At 59.6% G+C, this 24,836-nt stretch carries 23 protein-coding genes; 8 read left to right on the top strand and 15 right to left on the bottom strand.

Translation table 11 applies throughout. The features are described 5' to 3' along the window. Positions 1-47 precede the first annotated feature (47 nt). The gene (locus IE127_RS00955) at positions 48-2,408 is read left to right on the top strand and encodes an efflux RND transporter permease subunit (protein WP_189422534.1); all 2,361 of its coding nucleotides are present in this window, start codon (positions 48-50) and stop codon (positions 2,406-2,408) included. Between the two features lie 97 nt (positions 2,409-2,505). After that, positions 2,506-3,030, top strand: a complete 525-nt coding sequence (locus IE127_RS00950) for a hypothetical protein (protein WP_189422532.1) — start codon at positions 2,506-2,508, stop codon at positions 3,028-3,030. A gap of 38 nt (positions 3,031-3,068) precedes the next feature. On the opposite strand, the gene ssb is transcribed toward IE127_RS00950, so the two are convergent. Next, positions 3,069-3,539 (bottom strand): single-stranded DNA-binding protein, encoded by a 471-nt coding sequence (gene ssb / locus IE127_RS00945; RefSeq protein ID WP_189422531.1) that lies wholly within the window; start codon positions 3,537-3,539, stop codon positions 3,069-3,071. Between the two features lie 344 nt (positions 3,540-3,883). On the opposite strand from ssb, the gene uvrA reads away from it, so the two are divergent. The 3 genes from uvrA to IE127_RS00930 all read left to right on the top strand — a co-directional run bounded on the left by uvrA (position 3,884) and on the right by IE127_RS00930 (position 7,404). Then, positions 3,884-6,772, top strand: a complete 2,889-nt coding sequence (uvrA, locus tag IE127_RS00940; RefSeq protein ID WP_189422529.1) for an excinuclease ABC subunit UvrA — start codon at positions 3,884-3,886, stop codon at positions 6,770-6,772. A gap of 133 nt (positions 6,773-6,905) precedes the next feature. Beyond that, positions 6,906-7,058 carry a hypothetical protein gene (locus IE127_RS00935; protein ID WP_189422528.1) on the top strand — a complete coding sequence of 51 codons (153 nt, stop codon included), beginning with the start codon at positions 6,906-6,908 and terminating at the stop codon, positions 7,056-7,058. A 196-nt stretch (positions 7,059-7,254) separates the two neighbouring features. Further along, positions 7,255-7,404, top strand: a complete 150-nt coding sequence (locus IE127_RS00930; protein WP_189422527.1) for a DUF1127 domain-containing protein — start codon at positions 7,255-7,257, stop codon at positions 7,402-7,404. Positions 7,405-7,482: 78 nt separating this feature from the next. Here the strand turns inward: IE127_RS00930 and IE127_RS00925 are convergent, their stop codons facing one another. Then, entirely contained in the window at positions 7,483-8,133 is a 651-nt protein-coding gene (locus tag IE127_RS00925; RefSeq protein WP_189422526.1) for a glutathione S-transferase family protein, read from the bottom strand. 89 nt (positions 8,134-8,222) lie between these two features. Between IE127_RS00925 and IE127_RS00920 the strand changes: the two genes are divergently transcribed. Both IE127_RS00920 and trmFO read left to right on the top strand, forming a co-directional pair. Beyond that, positions 8,223-8,783, top strand: a complete 561-nt coding sequence (locus tag IE127_RS00920) for a DJ-1/PfpI/YhbO family deglycase/protease (protein ID WP_189422525.1) — start codon at positions 8,223-8,225, stop codon at positions 8,781-8,783. Between the two features lie 45 nt (positions 8,784-8,828). Beyond that, positions 8,829-10,220: a methylenetetrahydrofolate--tRNA-(uracil(54)-C(5))-methyltransferase (FADH(2)-oxidizing) TrmFO gene (trmFO, locus tag IE127_RS00915; protein WP_189422524.1), complete on the top strand. Its 1,392-nt coding sequence runs from the start codon at positions 8,829-8,831 to the stop codon at positions 10,218-10,220. Between the two features lie 3 nt (positions 10,221-10,223). Here trmFO and IE127_RS00910 read toward each other — a convergent pair whose 3' ends face one another. From IE127_RS00910 to yajC, 4 genes are read right to left on the bottom strand one after another with little or no spacing between them, the layout of a single operon-like run. After that, positions 10,224-11,072: a phytoene/squalene synthase family protein gene (locus tag IE127_RS00910; protein WP_189422523.1), complete on the bottom strand. Its 849-nt coding sequence runs from the start codon at positions 11,070-11,072 to the stop codon at positions 10,224-10,226. Next, positions 11,072-11,455, bottom strand: coding sequence for an Mth938-like domain-containing protein (locus IE127_RS00905; RefSeq protein WP_244639840.1), 384 nt, complete (start codon positions 11,453-11,455; stop codon positions 11,072-11,074). Before IE127_RS00905 ends, IE127_RS00910 begins: the two co-directional genes overlap by 1 nt. Before the next feature lie 36 nt (positions 11,456-11,491). Further along, entirely contained in the window at positions 11,492-14,047 is a 2,556-nt protein-coding gene (secD, locus tag IE127_RS00900; protein ID WP_189422522.1) for a protein translocase subunit SecD, read from the bottom strand. 43 nt (positions 14,048-14,090) lie between these two features. Beyond that, the gene (gene yajC / locus IE127_RS00895; RefSeq protein ID WP_189422521.1) at positions 14,091-14,435 is read right to left on the bottom strand and encodes a preprotein translocase subunit YajC; all 345 of its coding nucleotides are present in this window, start codon (positions 14,433-14,435) and stop codon (positions 14,091-14,093) included. A gap of 189 nt (positions 14,436-14,624) precedes the next feature. Between yajC and IE127_RS00890 the strand changes: the two genes are divergently transcribed. Beyond that, the gene (locus IE127_RS00890) at positions 14,625-15,503 is read left to right on the top strand and encodes an ATP-binding protein (RefSeq protein WP_189422519.1); all 879 of its coding nucleotides are present in this window, start codon (positions 14,625-14,627) and stop codon (positions 15,501-15,503) included. Positions 15,504-15,560: 57 nt separating this feature from the next. On the opposite strand, the gene IE127_RS00885 is transcribed toward IE127_RS00890, so the two are convergent. The 9 genes from IE127_RS00885 to IE127_RS00845 all read right to left on the bottom strand — a co-directional run bounded on the left by IE127_RS00885 (position 15,561) and on the right by IE127_RS00845 (position 24,778). Then, positions 15,561-16,448, bottom strand: coding sequence for a M23 family metallopeptidase (locus IE127_RS00885; protein ID WP_189422517.1), 888 nt, complete (start codon positions 16,446-16,448; stop codon positions 15,561-15,563). 498 nt (positions 16,449-16,946) lie between these two features. Then, the gene (surE, locus tag IE127_RS00880; protein ID WP_189422516.1) at positions 16,947-17,726 is read right to left on the bottom strand and encodes a 5'/3'-nucleotidase SurE; all 780 of its coding nucleotides are present in this window, start codon (positions 17,724-17,726) and stop codon (positions 16,947-16,949) included. Continuing rightward, a complete protein-coding gene (serS, locus tag IE127_RS00875) occupies positions 17,726-19,063 on the bottom strand; it encodes a serine--tRNA ligase (RefSeq protein ID WP_189422515.1) in 1,338 nt (445 codons plus the stop codon). The genes surE and serS overlap by 1 nt, the downstream gene beginning before the upstream one ends. Before the next feature lie 81 nt (positions 19,064-19,144). Further along, the gene (gene tatC, locus IE127_RS00870) at positions 19,145-19,960 is read right to left on the bottom strand and encodes a twin-arginine translocase subunit TatC (RefSeq protein WP_189422514.1); all 816 of its coding nucleotides are present in this window, start codon (positions 19,958-19,960) and stop codon (positions 19,145-19,147) included. Continuing rightward, positions 19,957-20,700 (bottom strand): Sec-independent protein translocase protein TatB, encoded by a 744-nt coding sequence (gene tatB, locus IE127_RS00865; protein WP_189422513.1) that lies wholly within the window; start codon positions 20,698-20,700, stop codon positions 19,957-19,959. Before tatB ends, tatC begins: the two co-directional genes overlap by 4 nt. Positions 20,701-20,752: 52 nt before the next feature. Beyond that, entirely contained in the window at positions 20,753-20,977 is a 225-nt protein-coding gene (locus IE127_RS00860; RefSeq protein WP_189422512.1) for a twin-arginine translocase TatA/TatE family subunit, read from the bottom strand. A 139-nt stretch (positions 20,978-21,116) separates the two neighbouring features. After that, positions 21,117-21,785, bottom strand: coding sequence for an SMC-Scp complex subunit ScpB (scpB, locus tag IE127_RS00855; RefSeq protein WP_189422511.1), 669 nt, complete (start codon positions 21,783-21,785; stop codon positions 21,117-21,119). Beyond that, complete coding sequence (locus IE127_RS00850) at positions 21,782-22,576, bottom strand: segregation and condensation protein A (RefSeq protein ID WP_189422510.1); 795 nt, start codon at positions 22,574-22,576, stop codon at positions 21,782-21,784. The genes scpB and IE127_RS00850 overlap by 4 nt, the downstream gene beginning before the upstream one ends. 69 nt (positions 22,577-22,645) lie before the next feature. Next, the gene (locus IE127_RS00845) at positions 22,646-24,778 is read right to left on the bottom strand and encodes an SPOR domain-containing protein (protein ID WP_189422509.1); all 2,133 of its coding nucleotides are present in this window, start codon (positions 24,776-24,778) and stop codon (positions 22,646-22,648) included. Positions 24,779-24,836: the final 58 nt, after the last annotated feature.

The following is a 24,836-nucleotide window of genomic DNA, read 5'->3' as shown; positions in this document are numbered from 1 at the left end:
AACCCATAGTAATTCGCCAGCAAGCTAGGTTTTGGGGATTTCTCAGTATGGCGACTATGGGCCGGCGGGTGAGCGATTTTCTTGGTCGGCACCGGTCAATAGGATTCGGACTCGAAACCATTGGTCTTGCGACTGTCGCGCGGCCTCGCCTGATGGCGTTCCTGGTCGTGGCCTTCACCGCACTCACCGCGTTTTTCATCCCAAAGGCCAATGTCGATGGCGATCTGCTGCGGGTGTTCGCGGACTCGGGCGAGTACTACGATTCTTATGCCGCGCTGTCCGAGACCTTCGGGACATTCGAGAACGACATCTATGTGCTGGTGAACTCTCCTCGGCTCACCGATCCGCAGGTGCTGGAGGACATTCGATTTCTCGCTCTTGAGCTGGAGCTGAGCCCCTATGCTACCGGCACGCTGTCGCCGTTTTCGCTGCGGTCACCCGACGGTCAGGGCGGATCCGTGCCTGCTGTGCCCGAAGGCATGACCAGCAGCGAGGATGTCGCCGCGGCGCTACAGGATCTGCAGCAAAACGATCCGATGATGCGCAATCTCATCACACCCGATCTGTCGGGCGTCGTGATGATCGTGTTTCCGAACAGGGAAATGACGGCGGCCGATGGAACGCGCGCAATGATCGCCAGCCTGCGCGAGACCGTCGCCCCTTATCAGAGTGACGACATACAGGTTGAACTGACGGGGCCGCCGATCTGGACCTCGGAAATGCTGAATGCTGCGGTTGACGACCAGATCAAGTTTACCGTTTACGGGTTCTCGCTGGGGGCGCTGATTGCTCTGCTGGCTCTTCGCTCCCTGTGGGGCGCACTGATTGTAGCCGCGTCTCCTTTCATAGCGGTCATCTGGACGATGGGCGCTATTCTCATCCTGTTCGGATCGTTCTCGTTCCTGACCATCATCGTCACCACGGTCTGCCTCGTGGTCGCTTTCTCGGAGAGTATGTTTTTCGTCTACAACTGGCTCAGCTACTGGCGAGACGGCCACGACCCGGACGCTGCTGTAGTCGAGACGATCAAGCTGGTTGGCCCGGCATCGGCCCTGACAATGCTGACCACCGCCATTGCCTTTGGCTCCCTGGCATTCGCACCTGGGCGCGGCATAGAGGAATTCGCCTATGCTGGCGTTGTAGGGTCCGTGCTGACGTTCGTCGTCATCATGACCTTTCTTCCGCTTTTGCTGAAGGGTGCGATCAGGCTCGGCCTCAAGATGCCGAAGCCGCCGAGCGTCGCCTTGACGGGGGGCCTGCCTTTTGCGTGGCGCCTCGCATCTGGCTTCGCCAAGCCACTGGCAGCAGTCGCGGTGGTTGCGACATTGTTGCTACTGATCCCCTACTTCCTGATTGAGCCGCGCTTCTCCTTTGAAGACTACGTGGCCGACGACTCGAGTGCCCTGACTGCAGCCGAAGAGATAGACTCCGGCGTTGGCGGCGTTGCCCCGTTCTACGTGCGTGTACCGCTTCAGGACATGGATCCGAATGTCAGCGATCGCGACTACGAGACCATACGCACCGTCCACGAGATCGTGGAGCAGCACCTGGGGGAGAACAAGGTGATCTCCGCTGCCGCGCTCACGCACTACACAGAGGCCGGCTTCACCCGAGAAGAAGTGTTCAACGCTGTAGGCCCCTTCATGCGACAGCGCTTCGTGACCGATAGCGGCTCCGAGGCGCTGGTGACCGGCTTCATGCCGACGATCGTGAAATCGGATGTTCTACGCTCGGTCGTCGAGGCGACCGAACGCGATCTCACGGCTGCCGGTATCGACGATGCGCAGGTTGGCGGATTCCGAATCCTCACGACATTTGCGACAGATAGTATCGTTAGAACGCTGCAACTGTGCCTGACTCTGAGCGTGCTGGTGAATATTGGCCTGATCGGCTTCGCCTTCCGTTCATACCGGGTGGCGCTGGCCTCGGCCGTGCCCAACCTGTTCCCCATTCTCGGCACCGAAGCTTTTTTGTGGGCGACCGGGTCGGGCCTGCAATTGACCACAGTGCTCGCGCTGACCATCGCGTTCGGTATTGCTGTGAACGACACAATCCACTTCCTCTCGCACTACCTGCACGACCGGAGGGCTGAGGGAAAACCGCACGAGGAAGCGGTCAAGCATACGATTCTGCGCATTGGTGGCGCGATCGTGGCCACCACCATAATCCTTTGCGCAGGTACGGCGATCGTTGCCACATCGGACCTGCCGCAGGTTGCGATGTTCGGGCAACTCTTCGTGCTGTCCATCGCTCTGGCGCTGCTTGGCGATCTGTTCATGCTGCCAGCAATCCTGTTGGCCGGCCGCCGGTTCTTCGCCCATGTCGGCGAGACCAAGCCCGCTTCCGAGGCCGGCAAGGAACGCGTCACCATTTCAGGCGACACCAGTGCACCGGGAGCAAAGTTATGACCGCTGGCTCACCCAGGATCGTTTCACCAATCCACCGTTCGTATAGTACTCGCGTGGTATGTACGCCGGGGGGCGTAACCCATTGGAGGCTCAATAGATGAAGGTTCTCGGACGCAATTTGCGCTCCCTTGCGATCACCTGTCTGGCGTTTATTCCGCTCGTGTCGGCCATTCCCGCACAGGCCGGACCACAGGACGTGGCTCTTCTCAAATCTTACGTCGGCGAGTGGCGCGGGCGCGGCACGATTGTCGGCGACCAGCAGGAGACGGTGGTTTGCCAGCTCTCTCTGCGTGAAGGCAATGAGGACAAGGTCAATTATTCGGGCCGCTGCGCGATTGCCGGGAGCACATTGTCGATCAATGGCACGTTGGCCTTTGTCGATGCCTTGCAGCGCTACGAGGCTGCCATGACCTCGAACGTCGCGTTTAGCGGCATTGCCGTCGGGCAGAAGCGTGGCAACGGGGTGACTTTCAACCTGCGTGAGCGCGAGCAGTCGGAGGGTCAGCCTGTGACCATCACGTCGCAGATCGTTCTCAACAATGGTGCGATCAACGTCGATTTTCAGGTTGTCTACGAGGAGAGCGGTGACACGCTGCGTGCCAGCGTCCCCTTTTCGAAATAGCGATAAAAAAGGGAGCGCTTGGCGCTCCCTTTCATCTTTCAGAATGGAATGTCGTCGTCCATTCCGCCGGGCTCGAAGGCCGGTGCGCCTGAAGACGGCCGCCGGGATTGCGGCTCCGAACGTCCAGCAGGCTGGAACCCCTGCCCTTCATTGTCGCCCCGTCCGTCTAACAGCGTCAGGCTGGAATTGAAGCCCTGGAGTACGATCTCGGTGCTGTACTTGTCCTGGCCGGACTGGTCCTGCCACTTGCGGGTCTGCAGTTGGCCTTCAAGATAAACCTTTGAGCCTTTGCGCAGATATTGCTCTGCAATCCGCGCCAAGCCTTCCGAAAAAATCACGACCCGGTGCCACTCTGTCCGCTCACGTTGCTCACCGCTGTTGCGGTCGCGCCAGCGCTCTGAGGTCGCAACGCTCATATTGACGACCTTGCCCCCGCTCGGCAGGCTCCGCACGTCCGGATCGGCGCCGAGATTGCCCACCAGAATTACCTTGTTTACGCTGCCCGCCATGGCTGCTCCTTACCGTATCTCTTTTCCGCTATTGTAGCGGCCAAATGCGTCTCCCGTCGCCCCCGCGCGGAAGAATCCCCATCAATTCCTTGCGTTCATATTTTGTTCTGTTTGGTCTGCTGTCAACATCTGTCACTGGCGGACTTGACGAACCCAGCGTTGTTCCGCCTATGTTCCTCTGAATCAGTGGTAGGCCGTTGAACCCGGCGCTGACGTCCGGCGTATAGTAAACGCATCTGTTGTTTCAGAGGCGCCTTCTGCCTATGTCACACGCGTGATCCGCCACATTTGTCTTTCGATCTTGCCGGTCGCACGACCGCACACACAGCCCAGTGGACCGAGCCATGAGCGAACACCAGCCGAATAGCCGCGAAATTGTCGTCCGCGGTGCCCGCGAGCATAACCTCAAGGGCATCGACGTGAGGTTGCCACGTGACAGCCTCATCGTCATGACTGGCCTGTCGGGCAGCGGCAAGTCTTCGCTGGCGTTCGACACGATTTATGCCGAGGGGCAGCGCCGCTATGTCGAATCACTGTCGGCATACGCCCGGCAGTTTCTCGAGATGATGCAGAAGCCGGACGTGGAGAGCATAGAGGGCCTGTCTCCTGCAATTTCCATTGAGCAGAAGACAACCTCGAGGAACCCGCGCTCGACTGTCGGAACCGTCACGGAAATCTACGATTATCTGCGCCTGCTGTTCGCGCGCGTTGGCATTCCCTACTCTCCGGCGACCGGGCTTCCGATCGAAAGCCAGACTGTTTCGCAGATGGTCGACAAGACGCTGGAGCTGCCGGAAGGCACGCGTCTCTACCTTCTTGCGCCAATCGTCCGCGGACGTAAGGGTGAGTATCGCAAGGAACTCGCCGAGTTGCTGCGGCGCGGATTTCAGCGCGTCAAGATCGATGGCGAGTATCACGAGATCGAGGATGCGCCGGCGCTCGACAAGAAGCTCAAGCACGATATCGAGGTGGTGGTCGACCGTATCGTGGTCAGCGAAGATATCGCCAGCCGGCTGGCGGAAAGCTTTGAGACTGCGCTTGGGCTTGCTGACGGCATAGCCCTGCTCGAGCATGCAGACGAGACCGACGAGTCCGGCAGGGCCAAGCGGCACACCTTCTCTGAAAAATTCGCCTGCCCGGTCTCGGGCTTCACGATCTCCGAGATTGAGCCGCGCCTGTTCTCATTCAACAATCCTTTCGGTGCCTGTCCCGTGTGCGACGGTATCGGCACCGAAATGACCATCGATCCGAATCTGGTGGTGCCGGACGGAACGATGTCATTGCGCGAGGGCGCGATCCTCCCCTGGTCGAAGACATCTGCGCCTTACTATCGGCAGACGCTCGACGCCGTCTGCAAGGCCTATGGCGCCTCGAGCGGCACCGCGTGGCAGGATTTGCCGGACGACGTTCGCAAGGCGGTTCTGCACGGCACCGGCAAGAAAACCATCAACTTCGTCTATGATGACGGCCTGCGCACCTACAAGACCAGCAAGCCTTTTGAAGGTGTGATCGGCAATCTCGAGCGCCGCTACCGGGAGACCGAGAGTGCCGGCATGCGCGAAGAAATCGAGCGCTATATGTCGAATGCACCGTGCGATGCATGCGGTGGCTATCGGCTCAAGCCCGAAGCTTTGGCGGTCAAGATCAGTGGTCTGCACATCGGCCAGGTGACGGAGAAGTCCATCCGTAATTCGCTCGAGTGGTTCGAAGCGTTGCCGCAGCATCTCAACGATAACCAGAAGGCCATCGGCGAGCGCATACTGCGAGAGATCCGCGAACGCCTGACCTTTCTGAATGATGTCGGGCTCGATTACCTCACGCTCTCGCGCAATTCCGGCACTCTTTCCGGCGGAGAGAGCCAGCGCATTCGTCTGGCCAGCCAGATCGGCTCTGGTTTGACGGGGGTGCTTTATGTTCTTGATGAGCCCTCGATCGGCCTTCATCAGCGCGATAATGCGCGTCTGCTCGACACGCTCAGGCGCTTGCGGGACCTCGGCAATACCGTGATTGTGGTGGAGCATGATGAAGATGCTATCCTGACCGCCGATCATGTTCTCGATATTGGCCCCGGTGCGGGCGTGCATGGCGGAAATGTTGTCGCGGAAGGTACCCCTGACGATATCGTCAGCCATCCGGACAGCCTGACAGGAAAGTATCTCTCGGGACGCATGGGAATTCCCGTGCCGGCTGAGCGGCGTGAGCCCTCGAAGACCCGCGCGCTCACCGTTCGTGGCGCCACCGGCAATAACCTCAAAAATGTTTCGGTAGATGTGCCGCTGGGCCTCTTCGTCGCGATCACCGGGGTTTCGGGCGGCGGGAAATCGACGCTGATGATCGACACGATGTATCACGCGATCGCGCGGCGGTTGAATGGTGCCCGCGTTACGCCGGCACCACACGAGTCACTGACCGGGCTCGAGTTTCTGGACAAGGTCATCGATATCGATCAGAGCCCAATTGGCAGGACGCCGCGCTCGAACCCGGCGACCTACACCGGCGCCTTCACGCCATTGCGTGAATGGTTTGCCGGCCTGCCGGAAGCCAAGGCGCGCGGATACGGGCCGGGACGCTTCTCCTTCAATGTGAAAGGGGGCCGTTGCGAGAAATGCGAGGGAGACGGCGTCCTGAAAATCGAGATGCACTTCCTGCCGGACGTCTACGTCACGTGTGATGTGTGCAAGGGCAAACGCTATAATCGCGAAACTCTCGAGGTTCAGTTCAAGGGCAAGACGATCTCCGACGTCCTCGACATGACCATCGATGAAGGTGTTGAGTTCTTTTCCGCGGTGCCTTCGATCCGCGACAAGTTCGCGACGCTGCAGCGCGTCGGCTTGGGCTACGTGAAAATCGGCCAACCGGCGACCACCCTTTCGGGCGGCGAGGCGCAACGTGTCAAGCTTTCGAAGGAACTATCGAAACGCGCCACTGGCCGAACGCTCTACATGCTAGACGAGCCGACCACCGGCCTTCATTTCCACGACGTGGCCAAGCTGCTTGAGGTGCTGCACGAACTGGTTGAGGGCGGTAACACTGTGGTTGTGATTGAGCACAATCTCGAAGTGATCAAGACGGCAGACTGGGTGATAGATCTCGGGCCGGAGGGCGGCGATGGGGGTGGCGAGATCGTCGCCGCCGGCACGCCGGAAGACATCGCCGCAAACCCGAGATCTCACACCGGCAGGTTCCTGAGAGAGGTGATGGCGCGGCGGCCAGCAAAGCAGGCTGCCGAGTAGTTTCACCCTTTCGTGTCACTGCCATGTCCGGGGCATGCGTGTGCCGCATGCCCCGCTTGACGCCCCAACTGTAGAACCCTTCGGCGATTCACAGCATTCTCTGGGTGTTGCAACGCCAACAGGGATACTGCCGATGTTCGTACGAGCCAGATGGCACCAACGGCGCCTGGTCGACGTCAAGCAGCAGTTGCGGGAGATGGACTCCCCTACCACGCGCGATGCCGGCCTTCTGGGCCTTTCCGGCCCGGATTTCGACAAGATGGCACGCGGTCTCTTCGACCGCTGAAGATATCTGCCAAGCAAGGGCTATCTCGACCGCCGGACGCCAGCCCGGTGGTCATTCGTTTGTGTAAGTTAACAATCAGTCAAAAGCGCCCTTCGCCAGCTTTGCAACACATGCATAGGTCGTTTGAGGTTTTTCGCACTGCACATTTCCGATGCAGTGCACTAAATTTGTTCTCGTAAACGAAAGGAGACTTCACATGGATATCCGCAAGACTTTTCGCCGTTGGTCCGCTTACCAGCAGACTGTTCGTGAGCTCGGTTCTCTCGACAATCGTCAGCTCAGCGATCTTGGTATTTCGCGCACCGACATCAATCGCGTTGCTCGCGACCATGTCAGCTCGCTGTAATCGGCGACTGCTGTCGTATAGCACCGAAGCATTGCAAACACCCGCCTCATGAAAATGGGCGGGTGTTTGTCTTTCAGATCAATACTCGAGACGTCCACGCAAATCATCGAAGCTGACCATTACGTTGGCCTGGAAGGCCGGCCGCTCCTTCAGGTGCTCGTACCAGCGCGTGACGTTCGGCAAGTTCTTTCTTTGAACCGGCATATTGAACCATCTATACAATGAGACGCCAGCCGCAATGTCCGCGTAGCTGAGTTGCGGCCCAGCCAGATATTCTGTCCCGGCCAGCCTGTCATCGAGCAGTTGCAGGCAGGCATGTGTTTCCTCAAGTGCTGCAGCGATGATGTCTGGTTCTTGCAGATGCCTAGGGGTTCTCACCACGCGCCAGAAAACACTCATCCACGCAAGCTGAAACCGGGTCGCGGTCCAATCCGTCCATTGGTCCACAGCTGCGCGGTGGCGTGGATCATCAGGCCAAAGACGGTCTTTTGAATAGACCGCTGCCAGATAACGCAGAATGGCGTGGCTCTCCCAAACCACCAGTTCTCCATCACGCAGCGTTGGTACACGGCCATTCGGATTCAGCGCCAAATAGTCGGACTTTGTCAGTCCGCCATGCGCGCCGCCGCGCTCAGCGAGCGTGTACTCCAGCTGCAGTTCATCCAACAACCATAGTACCTTCTGCACATTTGAAGAATTTCGGCGTCCCCAGAGCGTCAGTGCTTCCATTGCATTGCCAGATCATTGTGATCACCTTCGAGGAACATACCCAAAATCGCGGCGTTGAGCGCTCACCAACCCATTTTGGGAGCACGAAAATGCAGAATCTTCAGAACAAGAAAATCCTCATCCTCGCCACCAATGGCTTCGAACAATCGGAACTCGAAGTGCCGCGCGATAAGCTCCGCGGCGCTGGCGCTACCGTTGATATTGTGTCGCCGGAAAGCGGCGAGATCACCGGCTGGGACACTGACGACTGGGGCGAGGCGGTGAAGGTGGATAAGACCCTGGATTCCGTATCGGCCGATGATTATGACGCGATCGTCTTGCCAGGCGGACAGATCAATCCGGATCTGCTGCGCGTCAACGACAAGGCTCTGGCCCTAATCAAGACGTTCTGGGAGCAGAAGAAGGTCGTTGCTGCCGTTTGCCACGCACCTTGGCTGCTGGTTGAAACCGGCATCGCCAAGGGCCGCAAGATGACCTCGTTCAACTCGATCAAGCAGGATGTCATCAACGCGGGTGCGCATTGGGAAGACAGCCCGGTGGTCGCGGACCAGGGTCTGGTGACCAGCCGTAACCCGGGCGATCTCGATGCTTTCTGCGAAAAGATTGCCGAGGAAATTAACGAGGGCAAGCACCTCAGCCGTGCTGCCTAAGCTACTGGATTGCGCACTCATGGCCGGCCTGCTATTGCGCCGGCCATGACATCAAACACAGTCGTTCACATCATCGGCGCAGGCCTCGCCGGATCCGAAGCAGCATGGCAGGCAGCCTCACGCGGCGCCTCTGTTGTCCTTCACGAAATGCGGCCCACCACCCCTACCGACGCCCATCAGACGGACGGTTTCGCAGAACTCGTCTGCTCGAACAGTTTCCGCTCAGATGACCACGAGCACAACGCCGTCGGCCTGCTCCATGAGGAGCTGCGACGCTGCGATTCACTGGTCATGCGGTGCGCAGATAAACATGCACTGCCCGCTGGTGGCGCGCTGGCTGTCGACCGTGATGCATTTTCCGCAGCGGTGACCGAAGCGATCCATGCGCACCCGAACATTACCGTCGAACTTGGCGAGGTGAATGGCCTGCCGCCCGAGGATTGGAACAATGTTATCATTGCTACCGGCCCGCTAACATCGCCGGCATTGGCCGAGGCGATCGTTGCACGCACCGGTGAAGAGTCACTAGCGTTCTTCGATGCGATCGCGCCGATCGTTCATGCGGACAGCATCGATATGGATATTGTCTGGGCTCAGTCCCGCTACGACAAGCCGGGCCCGGCGGGTAGTGGCGCTGATTACCTCAACTGCCCGATGAACGAAGCCGAATACAACGCGTTCGTCGACGCCTTGATCGAAGCGCCGCTTCACCAGTTCAAAGACTGGGAAAAGGTGCCATACTTTGACGGTTGTCTGCCGATTGAAGTGATGGCCGAGCGTGGACGTGAAACGCTTAGGCATGGCCCGATGAAGCCGGTCGGGCTAACGAACCCCCGTGATCCGGACGTCAAGCCATACGCGATCGTTCAACTGCGCCAGGACAATGCGCTTGGCACGCTTTGGAACATGGTCGGCTTTCAGACCAAGATGCGTTACGGCGTCCAGACCGAGGTTTTCCGGATGATACCGGGGTTACAAAACGCCCAGTTTGCGCGTCTTGGTGGTCTTCACCGCAACACGTTCCTGAATTCTCCAAAGGTACTCGATCCAAAGCTGCGGCTTAAAGCGGAGCCGCGTCTGCGCTTTGCCGGTCAGGTTACGGGCGTCGAGGGCTACGTCGAGAGTGCAGCCATCGGGCTTGTTGCCGGTCGGTTGGCGGCGGCGGAGGTTACCGGTCGTGAATTGCCCACGCCTCCCCTGACCACTGCCCTTGGAGCGTTGATTGCTCATATCACAGGCGGGCACCTCGAGGCTGAAGCCTATTCAGGCGCACGCAGCTTTCAGCCGATGAACGTCAATTTCGGATTGTTCCCGGAGGTAGAATTCAAAAAGCCGGAAGGCGTGAAGCGCTGGCGTGGGCATGAGAAGACGCAGGCAAAGCGGCGAGCGATCACGACCCGCGCTCTGAACGACCTCACGCAATGGGCTGCGGCCTGACGGTCAGCGTCCTCCGCGCCACGTCCACCAAACCACCCGGCCGATTTTTTGCCAATCAGGCAAGTCGGGCGGCATGGTGTATGGCCCGTCGCCCACATCTTTAAGCGCAGCCAGTTGGGCTTTCAGAATCGGCAGGCGTGCAAACGTCGGACGAACTTGTGACGGCAAGTGTCGGATAGCCGATGCGGCTTTGGTCAAATGGTCTTCCGCAAGTTCGAGCAGCTGCCCAATGGCTTCCGTCAGGCCTTCGCTTTCGACGCCCGCGAAGATTTCCGCTTCTTCCACGCCATTGGCATTGAAGACGTTCAGCGGCAGGAACAGGCGGCCGCGGCTGGCATTGAAGCCGAACGCGCGCAGGTGTCCGATTATCGCCTCTGCCACGCCAAGATGACCGGCAGCATCGCCGGATTCAATGAACACGCCGTCGTTTGCGATCATCGCCGAGAGATGCAGCAAGGTGGCGTTGGTCTCGCCGGCGTACCCTTCGAAGCTTTCGAGATCGGGCATCGGATCATCGTAAAGATCGAAGCGCCGGGCACCGAGCAGGCGCTGCAATGTTCCCGCAGGAATGCTCCGCCTATTCATGGTATCAAGCAGAGCTGCAGCAAGGGGATTGCTGCGGACATCACCATGCCCCTCGCCCGTCAATGCGTCGTTCCACCACTGCAGACGGATTTCTCCGGGGCCGGGCTCGGACACGCGTTCGCGGATCATCGCAACGTCTGCGTTAAAGGCATCGAGCGCCAAAACGTCCAAACGCTCCTGTCCGCGAAGCACCAGACTTGCGAGATAACGGTCGCGGTCATGCTGCCGAACGAATGTCTCGGCATGGCCGAAGTCGCCTTCCGCCATCAGCGCGCCCGCTCGACGGCTATCAGCGCGGCTGCAACTCTGCGTTGCTCCCCCAGCAGCACGTTATATGTTCGCACCGCTGGACCCGTGGCTATTGCCTCGACGATCACGTTGCGCTCACGAAACTGGGCGCGCCACTCGCGTGGGAACGCCACGATATCGTGTCCCAAACCTATGAAGAGGACATCGATCTGATCGGCGAGATCCAGAACAGGCTGCAAGGACTCGAGCGTAATTTCTGAACTGGTGTTCACGCTCCAGGCATGCATGCCTGTCGGCAGACACAGAATCGAACCCCGATGCGACATGTCGGCGAAACGAAAGCCGCCATTGCCGTAGGCATCAACCGGTGCCTGATATGGGTAGTGTCCTGCCTCGGCCACATGACCTCCGCAACAATTAAGGTGACAGGACGGGGTCTAAACCGCCGCCCCGTCTGCACGCTTTGCCTCTGCCGGCGCCTTCTGCTGCTCGGGACGCTCGCGCAGTCCGAACAGCAGAAGGATCGGCGCAGAAACAAAGATCGAGGAGTAGGTACCGATGAGAATGCCGAATGTCATGGCGATGGTGAAGCTGCGGATGACCTCTCCGCCGAATACCACCAGAGCTGTGAGAGCCAGCAACGTCGTAAAGCCGGTGAGGATGGTTCGCGACAAGGTCGAATTGATCGACATGTCCAGAACCTCGGTCATCGGAATCTTGCGATACTTCAGCATGAACTCGCGAATGCGGTCATAGATCACAACGGTATCGTTCAGCGAGTAACCGATGATGGTCAAAATGGCGGCGATACTCGATTGATTGAATTCAATGCCGGTGACGGCAAAGAAGCCCAGCGTCATGATGGCATCATGCACCGTGGTCAGAATCGCGCCGACCGCAAATTGCCACTCGAACCGGAACCACAGGTAAATCAGGATACCGAGAACAGCCACTGACAAGCCGATGGCACTGCTTAAGGCCAATTCACCGGAAACAGTCGGTCCGACGCTTTCTACTCGACGGATATCGTAACCCGCGTCAGTGAGAACAGTGCTGACCTGGTCGACCGTCTCCTGTTGGGCGCCTTCGCCGCCCTCCTGCGCTTCAATGCGAACCAGCACATCCTCAGGCGAACCGAAACCCTGTACCTGTACTTCACCGAGTTCGAGTTCGCCCAATGCACTGCGAATGGCCGATAGATCCGCTGGGCCCTCGGTTGATTGCACCTCAATGGATGAGCCACCCTTGAAATCGATACCGAGGGCCAGCCCGTGTATGCCGAACCAGCCAATGGACAGCACAGACAGCAGTACTGAGAATATCAGCGCGGTCTTGCGCCACGACATGAAGGGGATGTGCGTATCATCAGGGATGAAGCGGGTGAGCTGGATCTTCAGCGTCTTCGGGCGCTTCCACGCGTACCAGCGGCCAACGATGAAAAGCGTCACAAAATACGCGGTAAACAGCGTCGTCAGAATACCAAGGCCAAGCGTCACCGCGAAGCCCTGTACCGGTCCCGAGCCAAGGAAGAACAGTACGGCAGCTGCGATCAGAGTAGTGACGTTGGAGTCGAGAATCGCGCTCATGGCGTTGTCGAAACCGGCCTGAATCGACTGCACCACTGACCGACCGTTTCGCTGCTCCTCACGAATACGCTCGTAGATCAGCACGTTGGAGTCGACGGCCATGCCGATGGTCAAGACGATACCGGCAATGCCCGGCAGTGTGAGCGTCGCGCCGAGAAGCGACATCGCGCCAACAATGGTGGTGACGTTCAATACCAGAGCGAGGTTGGCGAAAACACCAAACAGACCGTATGCGATCAGCATGAACACCACCGTCGCCAGACCGCCGATGATGCCGGCAGTCACACCGGCGCGCACGCTGTCAGCACCGAGGCTTGGACCGACAGAGCGCTCTTCAACAATATCGAGGCTTGCCGGCAGAGCACCAGCACGCAGCAACACCGCCAGATCGTTTGCTGTCTCCGTGGTGAAATTGCCTGAGATCTGGCCTGTACCGCCAGTGATCGGTTGCTGGATGACCGGAGCCGTGATCACCTGATTATCAAGGACGACCGCGAAGCGCTGGCCGACATTGCGCGAGGTGATTTCGCCGAAGGTTATCGCGCCGCGGGTGTCGAAGCGGAAGGTCACGACCGGGCGGTTGGTTTGCTGGTCATAGCTCGGCTGGGCATCGATCAGCGATTCACCGCCAAGTGCGACCTCATCGTAAATGAGCTCATTGCCGCCAGTCTGGCTCGGAACGACACGGGTGCCCGCGGGCAGGCCCTGCGCCTCTGCCTGTGCAGCGCTGAGGCCCGGATAGACCATATGGAAGGTCAGACGCGCTGTGCGCGAGATAATGTCCTTCAACCGCTCGGAATCATCGAAACCCGGGACTTGAACCAGGACGCGATCGTCGCCCTGGCGCTGGATCGTGGGTTCCGTTGTCCCGAGCTCGTCGACGCGTTTGCGGATCACCTCGATAGATTGCGCCACCAAGGCGCTCATACGCTGCTCGACACCATCTGGCGTCAGTCCGACCGTCAAGCGACCGCTAGAGGTCTCACCGAACGAGAGTTCCTCCACACCGCCGACAGCGAACATTGAGTTCGACAGGGTGTTCTGCAGACCTTGAATGGCCTGCCGAGCCTGCTCACGCTGATCCGGATCGGTCAGCTCGATCACGATCTCGTTGGCGTCGGGGTTCGTCGTGATAATGTTGCCGATGCCGTTTTCGTTAGCCAGCACCGTGCGTGCATCACGCCGCAGATCGGAAAGCCTCTCTGCGATGATGCCTTCGCGATTGACCTGCAGAAGAAGGTGAGACCCCCCCTGCAGATCGAGACCGAGGACAACCGATTGCTTTGGCAGCCAATCCGGCCACGCCGCCACCTGTTCCTTCGTGAAGAAATTAGGCAGCGTGAACATAATCGCGCACAGCGCGACCAGAACGATCAACACGGTGCGGAACGGAGAAAACTGCAGCATCTAGGCGTCCAGAATCGGAGGTAATTGCCTGGCTTCAGGCGGATTATTTGTTGTCGTTCACAGGCTCGGCTTTGGAGCGGACGTCCGCAACCATGCTCCGAACGATCTTGACTTTCACACCCTGCGAGATCTCGACCTCAAGATCTTCGCCATCAACGGCGCGCGTGACCTTGCCGACAATACCGCCGGTCGTCACCACGGTGTCACCCCGACGAATTGCGCTTAGCATCGCCTGTTGTGCCTTCATGCGCTTCTGCTGCGGACGGAAGATCAGCAGCCAGAAGATCACCACCAGCAGCAGGATCGGCATCAACTGAATCAGGATATCAGCGAATCCGCCTCCGGCCGGAGCACCGGCGGCCTGCGCATAAGCGGGGGTAACGAACATTGATAAGGCTCCTCAAGGCATTTCAGGGGGTGCTGTTGGTCAGAGGCGCGTCCATACGAGGCGCTTCTGGACGGATCAGGCGCCATTGGCCTACCCCGTCAAAATCGCGCGGACTATACAGAGCGCCCCTGAGGATTGCAAAGGCAAACGCCGCGCCACAAATTGACGCGCCAGACACAGGAGCAGAGCTTGGAGAACGAAAAACACCTGGCAGAGATTGCGGCCTCCCTGGCGTCAATCGCGCGTGCGCTGGAGCATCTCGCGCCCGCCCAACCCTCCTCCATTTCCACTCTCGGCGACGCCGACGCGTACCGGTGGGACGCGGAACTTGCCAGCCTGAAACCGGTCCCCAAGGTCAGCCGGGTTCCGCTCGCCATGCTCAAGGGCATTGATCAGGTTCAGGATATCCTGCTGCGCAATACCGAGCAGTTCGCGCGCGGTCACGGCGCCAACAACGCCCTGCTGTGGGGCGCGCGCGGGATGGGCAAGAGCTCGCTGGTCAAAGCTATCCATGCTGACATTTCTGCACGCGAGGAGTCTTCAAACGCCCGTCTGGTGCTGATCGAGATCAATCGCGAGGACATTGAGAGCCTACCGAACCTGATGCGGCAAATCGCCTCTCAGCCTGCCCGGTTTATCATCTTTTGCGATGATCTGAGTTTTGACAGTGGCGAGGCGACATACAAGTCGCTCAAGACTGTGCTCGACGGAGGGCTTGAGGGCCGGCCGGATAATGTCTTGTTCTATGCCACCTCGAACAGACGGCACCTGATGCCGCGCGAGATGATTGAAAACGAGCGCTCCACCGCCATAAATCCTGGCGAAGCAGTGGAGGAAAAGGTCTCGTTGTCAGATCGTTTTGGCCTCTGGCTCGGCTTTCACAACTGCGACCAGCCGACCTATTTGAGCATGGTCGATGCCTATGCGGACCACTATGGTCTCGAGATCGCGACCGATGCGTTGCATGCTCGCGCGATCGAATGGGCCGCGACGCGCGGCGCCAGATCCGGACGCGTCGCCATCCAGTTCGTGAGAACCCTTGCAGGGGAACTGGGCAAAGCCATCTAGAAACAGCAAAGGCCCCAGCCTTTGAAGCCGGGGCCCAAGGTTTCCCGGAGGGGAAGCTTAGCCGAGTAGCGGCATCGGATCGACCGGTGTCGCGCCCTTGCGCAGTTCGAAGTGTAGTTGTGGACGACTGACCGAGCCGGTCATGCCCGACGAGCCGATAGCGTCGCCGCGCGAGACGACCTGACCCTTGTTCACACCGATAGACTTCAGGTGGGCGTAAGCGGACACGTATCCGTTGGGATGGCGGACGAGAACCAGGTTGCCGTAACCCTCAACGCCGGAACCCGTATAGATGACGGTGCCGTTTTCAGCGGCCTGCACTGAGGTACCCTCAGGCAGTTCGATATTGATGCCCGTACCCTTGGACGCGGCGAAATCGGTGATGACGCGCCCGTTTGCAGGCCAGCGGAAGTTGTCGGCGCCTGACATTGATGGCTCTGGCGTCGGGGTCGAAGCTTTGGGAGCAGAAGCCTGCTGTGTTGGCTCCGGCTGTTGGGGCTGCACCTGCTGCTGCGTGGCCTGGGCCTGCTGGGCAGGCTCTGCTGGCGCAGCAACCGGTGTCGGCTGCGCCGGCGTTACGCTCGCAACTTCGGTACGCTGTGGCTGAGCCGGCGCGGGCGTCGTCGCCTGCGTGCCAAGAAGGTCAGAGCGCCCGGGTATCACGAGCTTCTGGCCGACCACGATTCGGTCAGGAGAGGACAGCGCATTGGCATGAACTAGCGACTGCGTCGTCACATCGTAACGACGCGCGATGGTGTAAAGCGACTCGCCACTCTGAATAGTGTGGGTATATGTCCCGCCGCCAGATGTCGCAGCGGCCTGGGTCGGCTGCGGCCGCGGCGTAGTATCGTTGGCCGGCAAGCTGCCGAGGTTTGACGGTGGGGCGCCAAGGGCAGCAGTTTGTGTTGGTGCTGCAACCGACGCAGAGGCTTGCTGTGCAGGCATGGCTTGCGGGATTCCCGTAGTGGTTGAACTCAAGGCAGGAAGGGAACTGGTGGAAACGGAACCACCACTACCCGCTCCGGTCGCGAACGCGGTCTGCTGAGGCGGCGCAAAACCGGCCTGAGCCATGGACCCGCCGACAGCGGCTGGAGGCACGAACGGCCCTTGCGCCACCTGCTGTGGAGCGCCCAGAGACGACGGCATTGTTTGGTTGAGATTACTGGGTGTGGACTGCGCACTTGATCCAGTGGTCATTTGGTCGCCGAAACTCCGGCTTCCGAGCGCAGTACACCCCGAAAGTGCGACGGCACCGACCATCAGGCCAGCGAGCGCCATGACGTTCTTCGACGTCCTACGGGATACGCGGATACTCATTAGCTCACTCGTACGCAGGTACTTGACACACCTGCAAGGTAAACGCGGTAAGGTAAAAGCGAGCTTAAAGTTGGCGCGTTTTGAATAAAGTTTTGGCCGAGATTCTCGATTAGGTAAGGTTAAGGCTCAATCGAGGGCCAGTTTCCCCGACAAACGCTGGCGTTCCGCCTCATCGGTTTGCACCAGAGTTAGTGGCGTAACGGTAATCGCCCGATCGCGATGCAGCACTTCGAAGTCCGCCTCCCGATCGAGCGGCAGGGGCGTTTTCGGAATGGCGATGAAGAAATGATCCGGGTTGTCGCTGGCATAGTAGCCAAACGGGGAATGCGCGAACCGCTGGTGCGGCACGAGCCGGATGCCGCTGACGTCCTCTGGGCGGCCCAGTGGAAAGTTCACGTTATAATAGATGTCGCTGCCGGGGCGGAACTCGGCATGCAGTTGCCGAACGATTGCGGCACCGAACCGACCTGCCACATCCCAGTGTACTTCACGTGTGTGGGCATAATCGACAGCCTGGCTGAGCGCGATGCCCAGTGCGCCCTGCATGGCTCCTTCGCGGGCGCCTGCAGCAGTGCCCGAACAGTGAACGATATCGCCGAGGTTCTGCCCGTTATTGACGCCGGAAAGGACGATATCGGGTTTTCGATCGACGAGCAGATGAGTGCAGCCATAAACCACGCAGTCTGCTGGCGAGGCGGTGTCGATGGCGTAACTGCGATCATCGCGCTTTTGCGCGGTGAGCTCGCGGCCAAAGCTAAACCGGTGCCCTGCCCCACTCTGATTGCCGCCAGGCGCGACAACCCAGACGTCATCGCTGATTGTCTCGGCAATCTGCTTCAAGACCGCCAGCCCCGGCGCATCGATACCATCATCATTGGTGACGAGGATGCGCGGGGATTGTGTCATCAGCTATTACCGATCGCGGTGAGGCCGCCCATATACGGTTGCAGCGCGTCAGGAATGGCGATCGAGCCATCTTCCTGCTGGTAGTTTTCCATCACCGCAATCAGTGCACGGCCAACGGCAGTACCGGAGCCGTTGAGGGTGTGGACGTAGCGAGGCTTGCCGTCTTTCGGACGATAGCGAGCATCCATGCGCCGCGCCTGGAAGTCACCGCACACGGACACCGAAGAGATTTCACGGTACGTGTCCTGACCGGGCAACCAAGCCTCGATGTCATAGGTCTTTTGAGCACCAAAACCCATGTCACCAGTACACAGCGTCATGACGCGGTAATGGATACCCAAGCGGCTAAGAACCTTCTCGGCGCAAGCAAGCATGCGCTCATGCTCGTCAGTCGATTGCTCGGGCGTGGTGATCGAGACCATCTCGACCTTATTGAACTGGTGCTGGCGCAGCATTCCGCGTGTGTCACGACCGGCAGAGCCCGCCTCCGATCGGAAGCACGGAGTCAACGCCGTAAAGCGCAGCGGCAATTCGGCCTCGTCGAGAATGCTCTCGCGCACAAGATTTGTCAGCGGCACCTCGGCAGTCGGGATGAGCCACATCCGTTCCGATTGCTCTTCGGCCGTCACATCCTTGAGCACGCCGAACTGGTCGGCGAGAAACTTCGGCAATTGACCGGTACCGTAAAGCGGTTCATCGCGGACCAGCAGCGGTGGCTGCACTTCCAGATAGCCATGCTCGAGCGTGTGCATGTCGAGCATGAACTGCCCGATGGCGCGCTCCAACCGGGCGACCTGCGACTTGAGTACCACGAATCGGCTGCCCGAAAGCTTGGCCGCAGTCTCGAAATCCATGCCGCCAAGCGCTTCGCCAAGTTCAAAATGCTGCTTTGGAGCAAAAGCGAACTCTGGCTTTGGAGGGCGCGCCTTGGCCGCGAGCTCTCTAGAGCTGTTCGGCCCAAAGTACTCCACATTGCCGTCTTCGTCCTCGCCGACAGGAACATCGGCCAAGGGTACATTCGGAAGTTCCGCAAGCTTCTGGCGCAGATTGGCTTCAAGCTCGCGTTCTTCAGCTTCGCCCTTCTGAATCGTGGATTTCAAATGCGCCACTTCATCCATGAGAGCGCTGGCCCGCTGATCGTCCTTTTCCGCCTTGGCCTTGCCGATCTGCTTTGAGGCAGCGTTGCGCGTTTCCTGCGCCTCGTTCAGATGCGCGATCACCTGGCGACGGTGATCGTCAAGCGCCAGCAACTCTGCAGACCTGGGCTGAGCGCCGCGTGTCGCCAGCGCCGCGTCAAAGGCATCAGCGTTGGCACGTATCCACTTGATGTCGAACATGAATGGTCAGGCCCGGACGGGCCGGCCTCTCGAATTCTTATGATCCCAGACGGAACGGGCCCGCATTGCGGACCCGCTTACTCACTCAGAAGATTCGGCCGCAGCCGCTTCCTTGGCCCGTGAACGCTCTATCCAGCGCACGGACCAGATGGAGAGTTCGTAGAGCAGGTAAACCGGCATCGCAAGGCCGATCTGGGATATCGGGTCCGGCGGGGTAATGAAGGCAGCCAGACCAAGAATGGCGACGATTGCATAGCGCCGTCCCTTGCCTAGCATCTGCGAATTTACCAGCTCTATCTTCGCTAGCAGCGTTAGGATGACAGGCAGCTGGAAACAGACGCCAAACGCGATGATCAACGTCATTGCGAGGCCAAGGTACTCACTAACCTTGACGAGCATCGACACTTCATCGGTCTGCATCCCCTGGAAAAACCCAAGGGCCATAGGCAACACAACAAAATAGACCAGCAAAGCACCGAGCAGAAAGAAGATCGGAGTGGCGATCAGGTAAGGCACGAAGGCCGAACGCTCGTGCTTGTACAGCCCGGGCGCCACGAACATGTAGATTTGGGTCGCCATGAACGGAAAGCCGAGGAAAAGCGCACCAAAGAAAGCGACACTCAACTGCGTGAAGAAAAATTCCTGCGGTGCCGTATAAATCAATTCCAGATCTTCGGGATTGGGCACCACGCTGCGGTACGGCTCCAGAAGAACGTCGAAAATCTGCCCAGCAAAGATAAAACAGATAATGAGCAGCACGCCGATGGCGATCAGCGAATTGATCAGGCGTTTGCGCAATTCGATAAGGTGATCGAGAAGCGGCGCTTCGCTGCCTGCCAGCTCATCCTCCGGCTCGGTTGGCGATTCGACTTTGGAAGGGGTCTTGGCGTCAGTCATGATTGCGCATCCCCTTTGTCAGTCGATTGCTGCTCCGCGTTAGGCGGCGGAGTATCAGGGGTAGTACTTTGCGCAGGTGCGGCGGCCTTCTTACGCGGCGCACGCGGAGCCTTTGCGCTCGAGGACGGCGCCTTCGGCGCAGCTTTTTTCGTACCTGAGCCGCTCGCAGCTTTGGCCGGACGCTTCTTTTTCGGCGCGGCTTCTGCTGTCTCGTCCGAACCGGTGCCGGCTGACTTCGGCATAGCAGACTTTGGTGCTTTGCTACCTGTTCGCCCGGCAGCCTTGACCCGGCTCGTCATAACCGGAGCGGCTTCGGGATCGTCCTGCGCGGCAGAGAGGTTGTCGGGAGTAACCACGGGAGGTTCCTCGCGCGTCACCGGTGGTGCTGGCGACATATTCGCGGCAGCGCGAATTTCGTCGACAACGCTTTCCTGGCCCTCCTTTGACGGCTTCAACTTGCCTGAGGGTTCTACCTTGCCGGATTTGGATATTGAGTTGAACTCGCGCCTGATCTCGTCGGTGGACTTGCGCAACGGCTCGGTGATCGACTTGCGCAAGTTCCGGACTTCATCAAGGCCGGTCGAACGATTTACTTCTCGCTGAAACTCACTACCCAGCCGCTTGATCTGACCCACATACTTGCCGACCTGCTGCATGACAGCAGGCAAGTCCTTAGGGCCGATAACGATCAGGGCCACGACCCCGAGCACGAGCATCTCCGTCCAGCCCAAACCGAGCATATTCTTATCGTCTCCGAGCCTGGTCTATGGCGTGAACTGGCCTGAAACTACCTCAGGCGTCCCGATTCTTCTCGGTCTCTCGCGTCTCGCTGGTATGCTGCGGCTGGTTGGCCGTCTCGATGCGCTCTGACGGCTTGTCATCGTCACGCATTCCCTTCTGGAAGGCTTTGATGCCCGAGGCGACTTCACCCATCATTCCCGAAATCTTGCCGCGGCCGAAAAGCAGAATGACCACGACGGCTACGATAAGGATGCCCCAAATACTCGGCGCGTGCATACTGAACTCCCTTTTAATCCGACAACGCGATACACGCGATACCTATGCCGAGAAATAGGTTCAAACGCGCCTGAACACAAGAACGACTTGCCCTTTGTGCAGCGTCCTATTGCCCCGTCCAACGCGAAATTGAACAGCATCAACCCTCATCGAGATCGTCGCCGCTGACATCATCGGGGTCCAGAGGGTCCTCATCCTCCCGCAGCTGACCATCGAAGGGCAGCGGGATCTGCAGATCAGCAGGCAGACGGCTCGACAGCAATCCGCTGCCCTTCAGCTCTTCAAGTCCGGGCAAATCCGACAACGCCTCCAGGCCGAAGTGGTCGAGAAAGCCTTCCGTGGTCCCGTACGTCACGGGCCTCCCGGGTGAACGCCGCCTGCCGCGCATTCTGATCCACCCCGCTTCCATCAGAAGATCGAGCGTCCCCTTGCCCGAAGACACACCCCGAATCTCTTCAATCTCGGCCCGCGTCGTCGGCTGGTGATAAGCAATGATCGCAAGAGTCTCCATTGCGGCGCGGGAAGGCTGGCGGGTCTCCTGCTCTTCGCGCCGAAGCAGGTATTGGAGGTCTTCAGCAGTGCGAAACGCCCATGCCTCGCCACGCTTGACGAGGTTGACGCCGCGTGCGGCGTAGCGAGCCCCCAGTTCATGCAACAGCGCCGCCACATCCGTCTGCTCGTCAAAGTAAGGCGCGATCTGCTGCAGCGACAAAGGCTTTTCCGACGCGAACAGAAGTGCTTCGAGAATGCGTAATCTCCGTTCGAAGACCTCCGTCGTTTCCGCTAAAGCACTGTTCTCCTCATTCATTCGGGTGCAGCTGCCTTCCGACGCATGAAAAGTGGCCCGAACGTCTTGTCCTGACGCAGTTCCAACTCCCCCTGGCGCACCATTTCAAGGCTGGCAGAAAAACTAGAAGCCCTTATCATGGCACGCTCTTCCTGACGCGTCAGGTAATGTTCGAGATAGCTGTCGAGCGCGACCCACTCGAAGCTTGCCCCAATCAGCCGATCAAGCAACTCATGAGCCTCCTGCAGCGACCAGACCGTCCGCCTGATTGGCTGATAGTTGGTATCGACACGGCGCTCGCGCTGATGTGCATACGCCTTAAGGAGATCGTAGAGTGTCGCTTCCCATGTGCTGGTTCGGTTGATGGTGAGCGCTTCCGGTTGTCCGCGTGCAAATACCGCCTGATTCAGTTGCGGCCGGCCAAACAGGGCGGTCGCCGCCCTGCGCATCGCCTCCAGCCGCCGCAGCCGAAACTGCAGCAACGCTGCCATCATTTCTCCGCTAAGCTCTTCTTCTGCCGGCGCCTGCGGCACCATGAGACGACTCTTTAGGTAAGCGAGCCACGCAGCCATCACCAGGTAGTCAGCTGCGATCTCGATTCGGCGCTGTCGTGCGCTTTCGACGAATTCAAGGTACTGCTCTGCCAGCTGCAGGATGGAAATTGCGGCCAGATCGACTTTTTGCCGTCGCGCCATCTCAAGCAGAAGGTCGAGCGGCCCTTCATAGCCGTCGACCTCCACGAGCAATGAATCAGCCAGCTCACGATGTTGCGTCGCTGATTGTCCGAGCCAGTCTGAGCCTTCGTCTGTCATGCGCCTCGCCGCGGGTTTTCCGAAGCTTGCGGATGACGGCTAAGGGCGTCAAGCGCGCCGCAGCGCAAACTAGATCGTGAAGCAATCGCCGCCGTTCGACTTCACGGCGTTGCAGATCTGGGTCGCTTGCGAAGCCGACTGAGCCGGCAGCCGCACGCGGTAGTAGATACCTTGGTTGCCGAGATCCACGCGTTGGATCTCAAGCGGCACGCCGTTGAAGATCGGACCGAAACGGTTGGCTATGCTCTGAGCAGTCTGGCGAGCAGCATCTTCAGTGCGTTGCGAAGACAATTGGACGTATGCCGGTGCGTTGGAGGCGCTGCTTGTGTTGCTGCCACCGTTGTTCCCGAACAAATCACCGAAAAGAGTACGCTGTGCTGGCGCACCCTCCTGCTGCTGAACCGCACCAGTCGTCTGAGGCTCATTCACGGCATTGACCGGCGAGGTGGGCTGCGACAACTGGACAGGCCCTATGGGCGAGGATGTGCGCGAAATACGGCTCATCGGCACCGGCGCAGTGACGTTGGGCACCACCTCACCTTGCTGATCTACGACCGGCGCTTCCTGCCCAGGCACAAGAGGTTGCAGGTTCGCCGTCAATGTTGTGCCGTCGACTTCGCTTGTCTCGTCAGCAAGAGGCGACTCAGTCTCAGCTGCAGTGCCGTCGACTTCGGTAGATGGAGAAGACAGCAATTGCCCGATCGCATCATCTGAAACCGGGGATGCAGCAGCGTTGCCAGACGCTTCAGCACCGGCCGCGGTCCCGTCGATCTCCGCAATCTGCTCGGAGCTGCCCTCGTCGCTGACGTCCGGAACATTCGGGCGGTCAACCGGAAGCGCAGCGGCACCGGCGAGGCCACTTTCCCCGCTGACGATCGTTCCGTCTGGCCGCACGGTGACTGTACGCACCCTGCGGTTCACCAAGCCCGAATCTGTCGTATCAACCGGCGGCTCGTCACTGATCGTCCCCTCGAGGCTCTGGTCCCGAGACACCAGTTCCTCGTTTTCGGCCGGCGCGGAAACTCCATCCATCTCATCGAACACGACAGATTGTCGCGACGGCTCGTCGGAGGCCTGCGGGAGTTCCTTGACCGGATCGGAATCTGCCGTCAGCACAGGTGGCGGGCTGTCATCGCTGCTGGACCCGAGAACCCAGTAAAGAGCACCGCCAGCGATCAAGAGCAACACGAGAGCGACAGAGGGCCCGACGATCGCCCGTGGAACCCCGCCGCGCTTTCGCGCCGGTTTGGGCTTGCCCGCGGCAGGCGCGACGAAAGCAGCTTCCTCATCAGGCTCAATCCAACCAACCCGCGCACCTGTGGCAGCAGCAGCAGCCAGGATCGCGTCTTCAGCTGAATGCGCTACAGTGCCCTGCGAAGAGCGGGGCGCCGCCTTTTGAGCATCCCCACGCGGCAATACCGGCGTGGCAAGGCTCCTGAGAGCGGCACTTGCTGCCGGCTTCGATGCGGTGCTTCTGCGCTCGATAGCCGCCGCCTCGCCGATCAGCGCCTCCATGTCGCGCTTGGGATCGCGCGCTGCCGCCTGAGGGGCTGATTGACGCGGTGGCTGCTGAGGCGCGGCGCGCGTGGCAGCCGGGTCGACCTCCGGAGCAGCATTCTGGCGACCTGCGAGATCAGGTTGAGCAGCACCACGCGCATCGAGGCCAAAGACTGGTGCCACACGGAAACTGTCATCCTCCGAACGAGCTGCAGTCGACGAACTCTGTGGAGCGTCTTGCTGCGCGCTTTTCTGAGAAACATGCGGCTCAGTCGAGACCGGTTCATCGTCTGCGAACTCCGCCGCAATCAGATTGCCGATGACGTCCTGCTCGTACGCACCATCCGAATCCCTTTGCCCCACCGGCTCTTCGTCGGTGGCCGCGCCAACCGGATCGGATGCTTCTGAACGTGAAAAATCGAATCGCGGTTCTGGAGCAGCCTCTGCCGGCGCCTCGTTAGCTGCGCCGCTAGACGCGGGCCGCGCGCTGGGAGCGTGTTCGGCTGCAGGCTTATTCTCCTCCGGCAATCTGAACGCAAAGCCGGCATCATCCTCGCGGGCATCGTTTTCAGGCTGTGGCGCCTCGGCCGCGCTGGGCGATCGCGAAGTCGGTTTATCGGTGTCCTGCGCCATCAGCTTACTGAGCTCGGCGATCAGGTCGTCCGCGCTATCATGCTGGTTGTTGGATTGCTGTTTCGCTGACATCGATCCAGCGCCCTCTCGTCACAGGTACGGAACGCCATACATGGGCGGGCCGCTACAC

Origin of the sequence: Devosia pacifica (genome assembly GCF_014652635.1) — a bacterium.
Taxonomy (GTDB): domain Bacteria; phylum Pseudomonadota; class Alphaproteobacteria; order Rhizobiales; family Devosiaceae; genus Devosia; species Devosia pacifica.
Note: the sequence above shows the minus strand (reverse complement) of the source record. Positions and strands in the feature narration are given on the sequence as shown.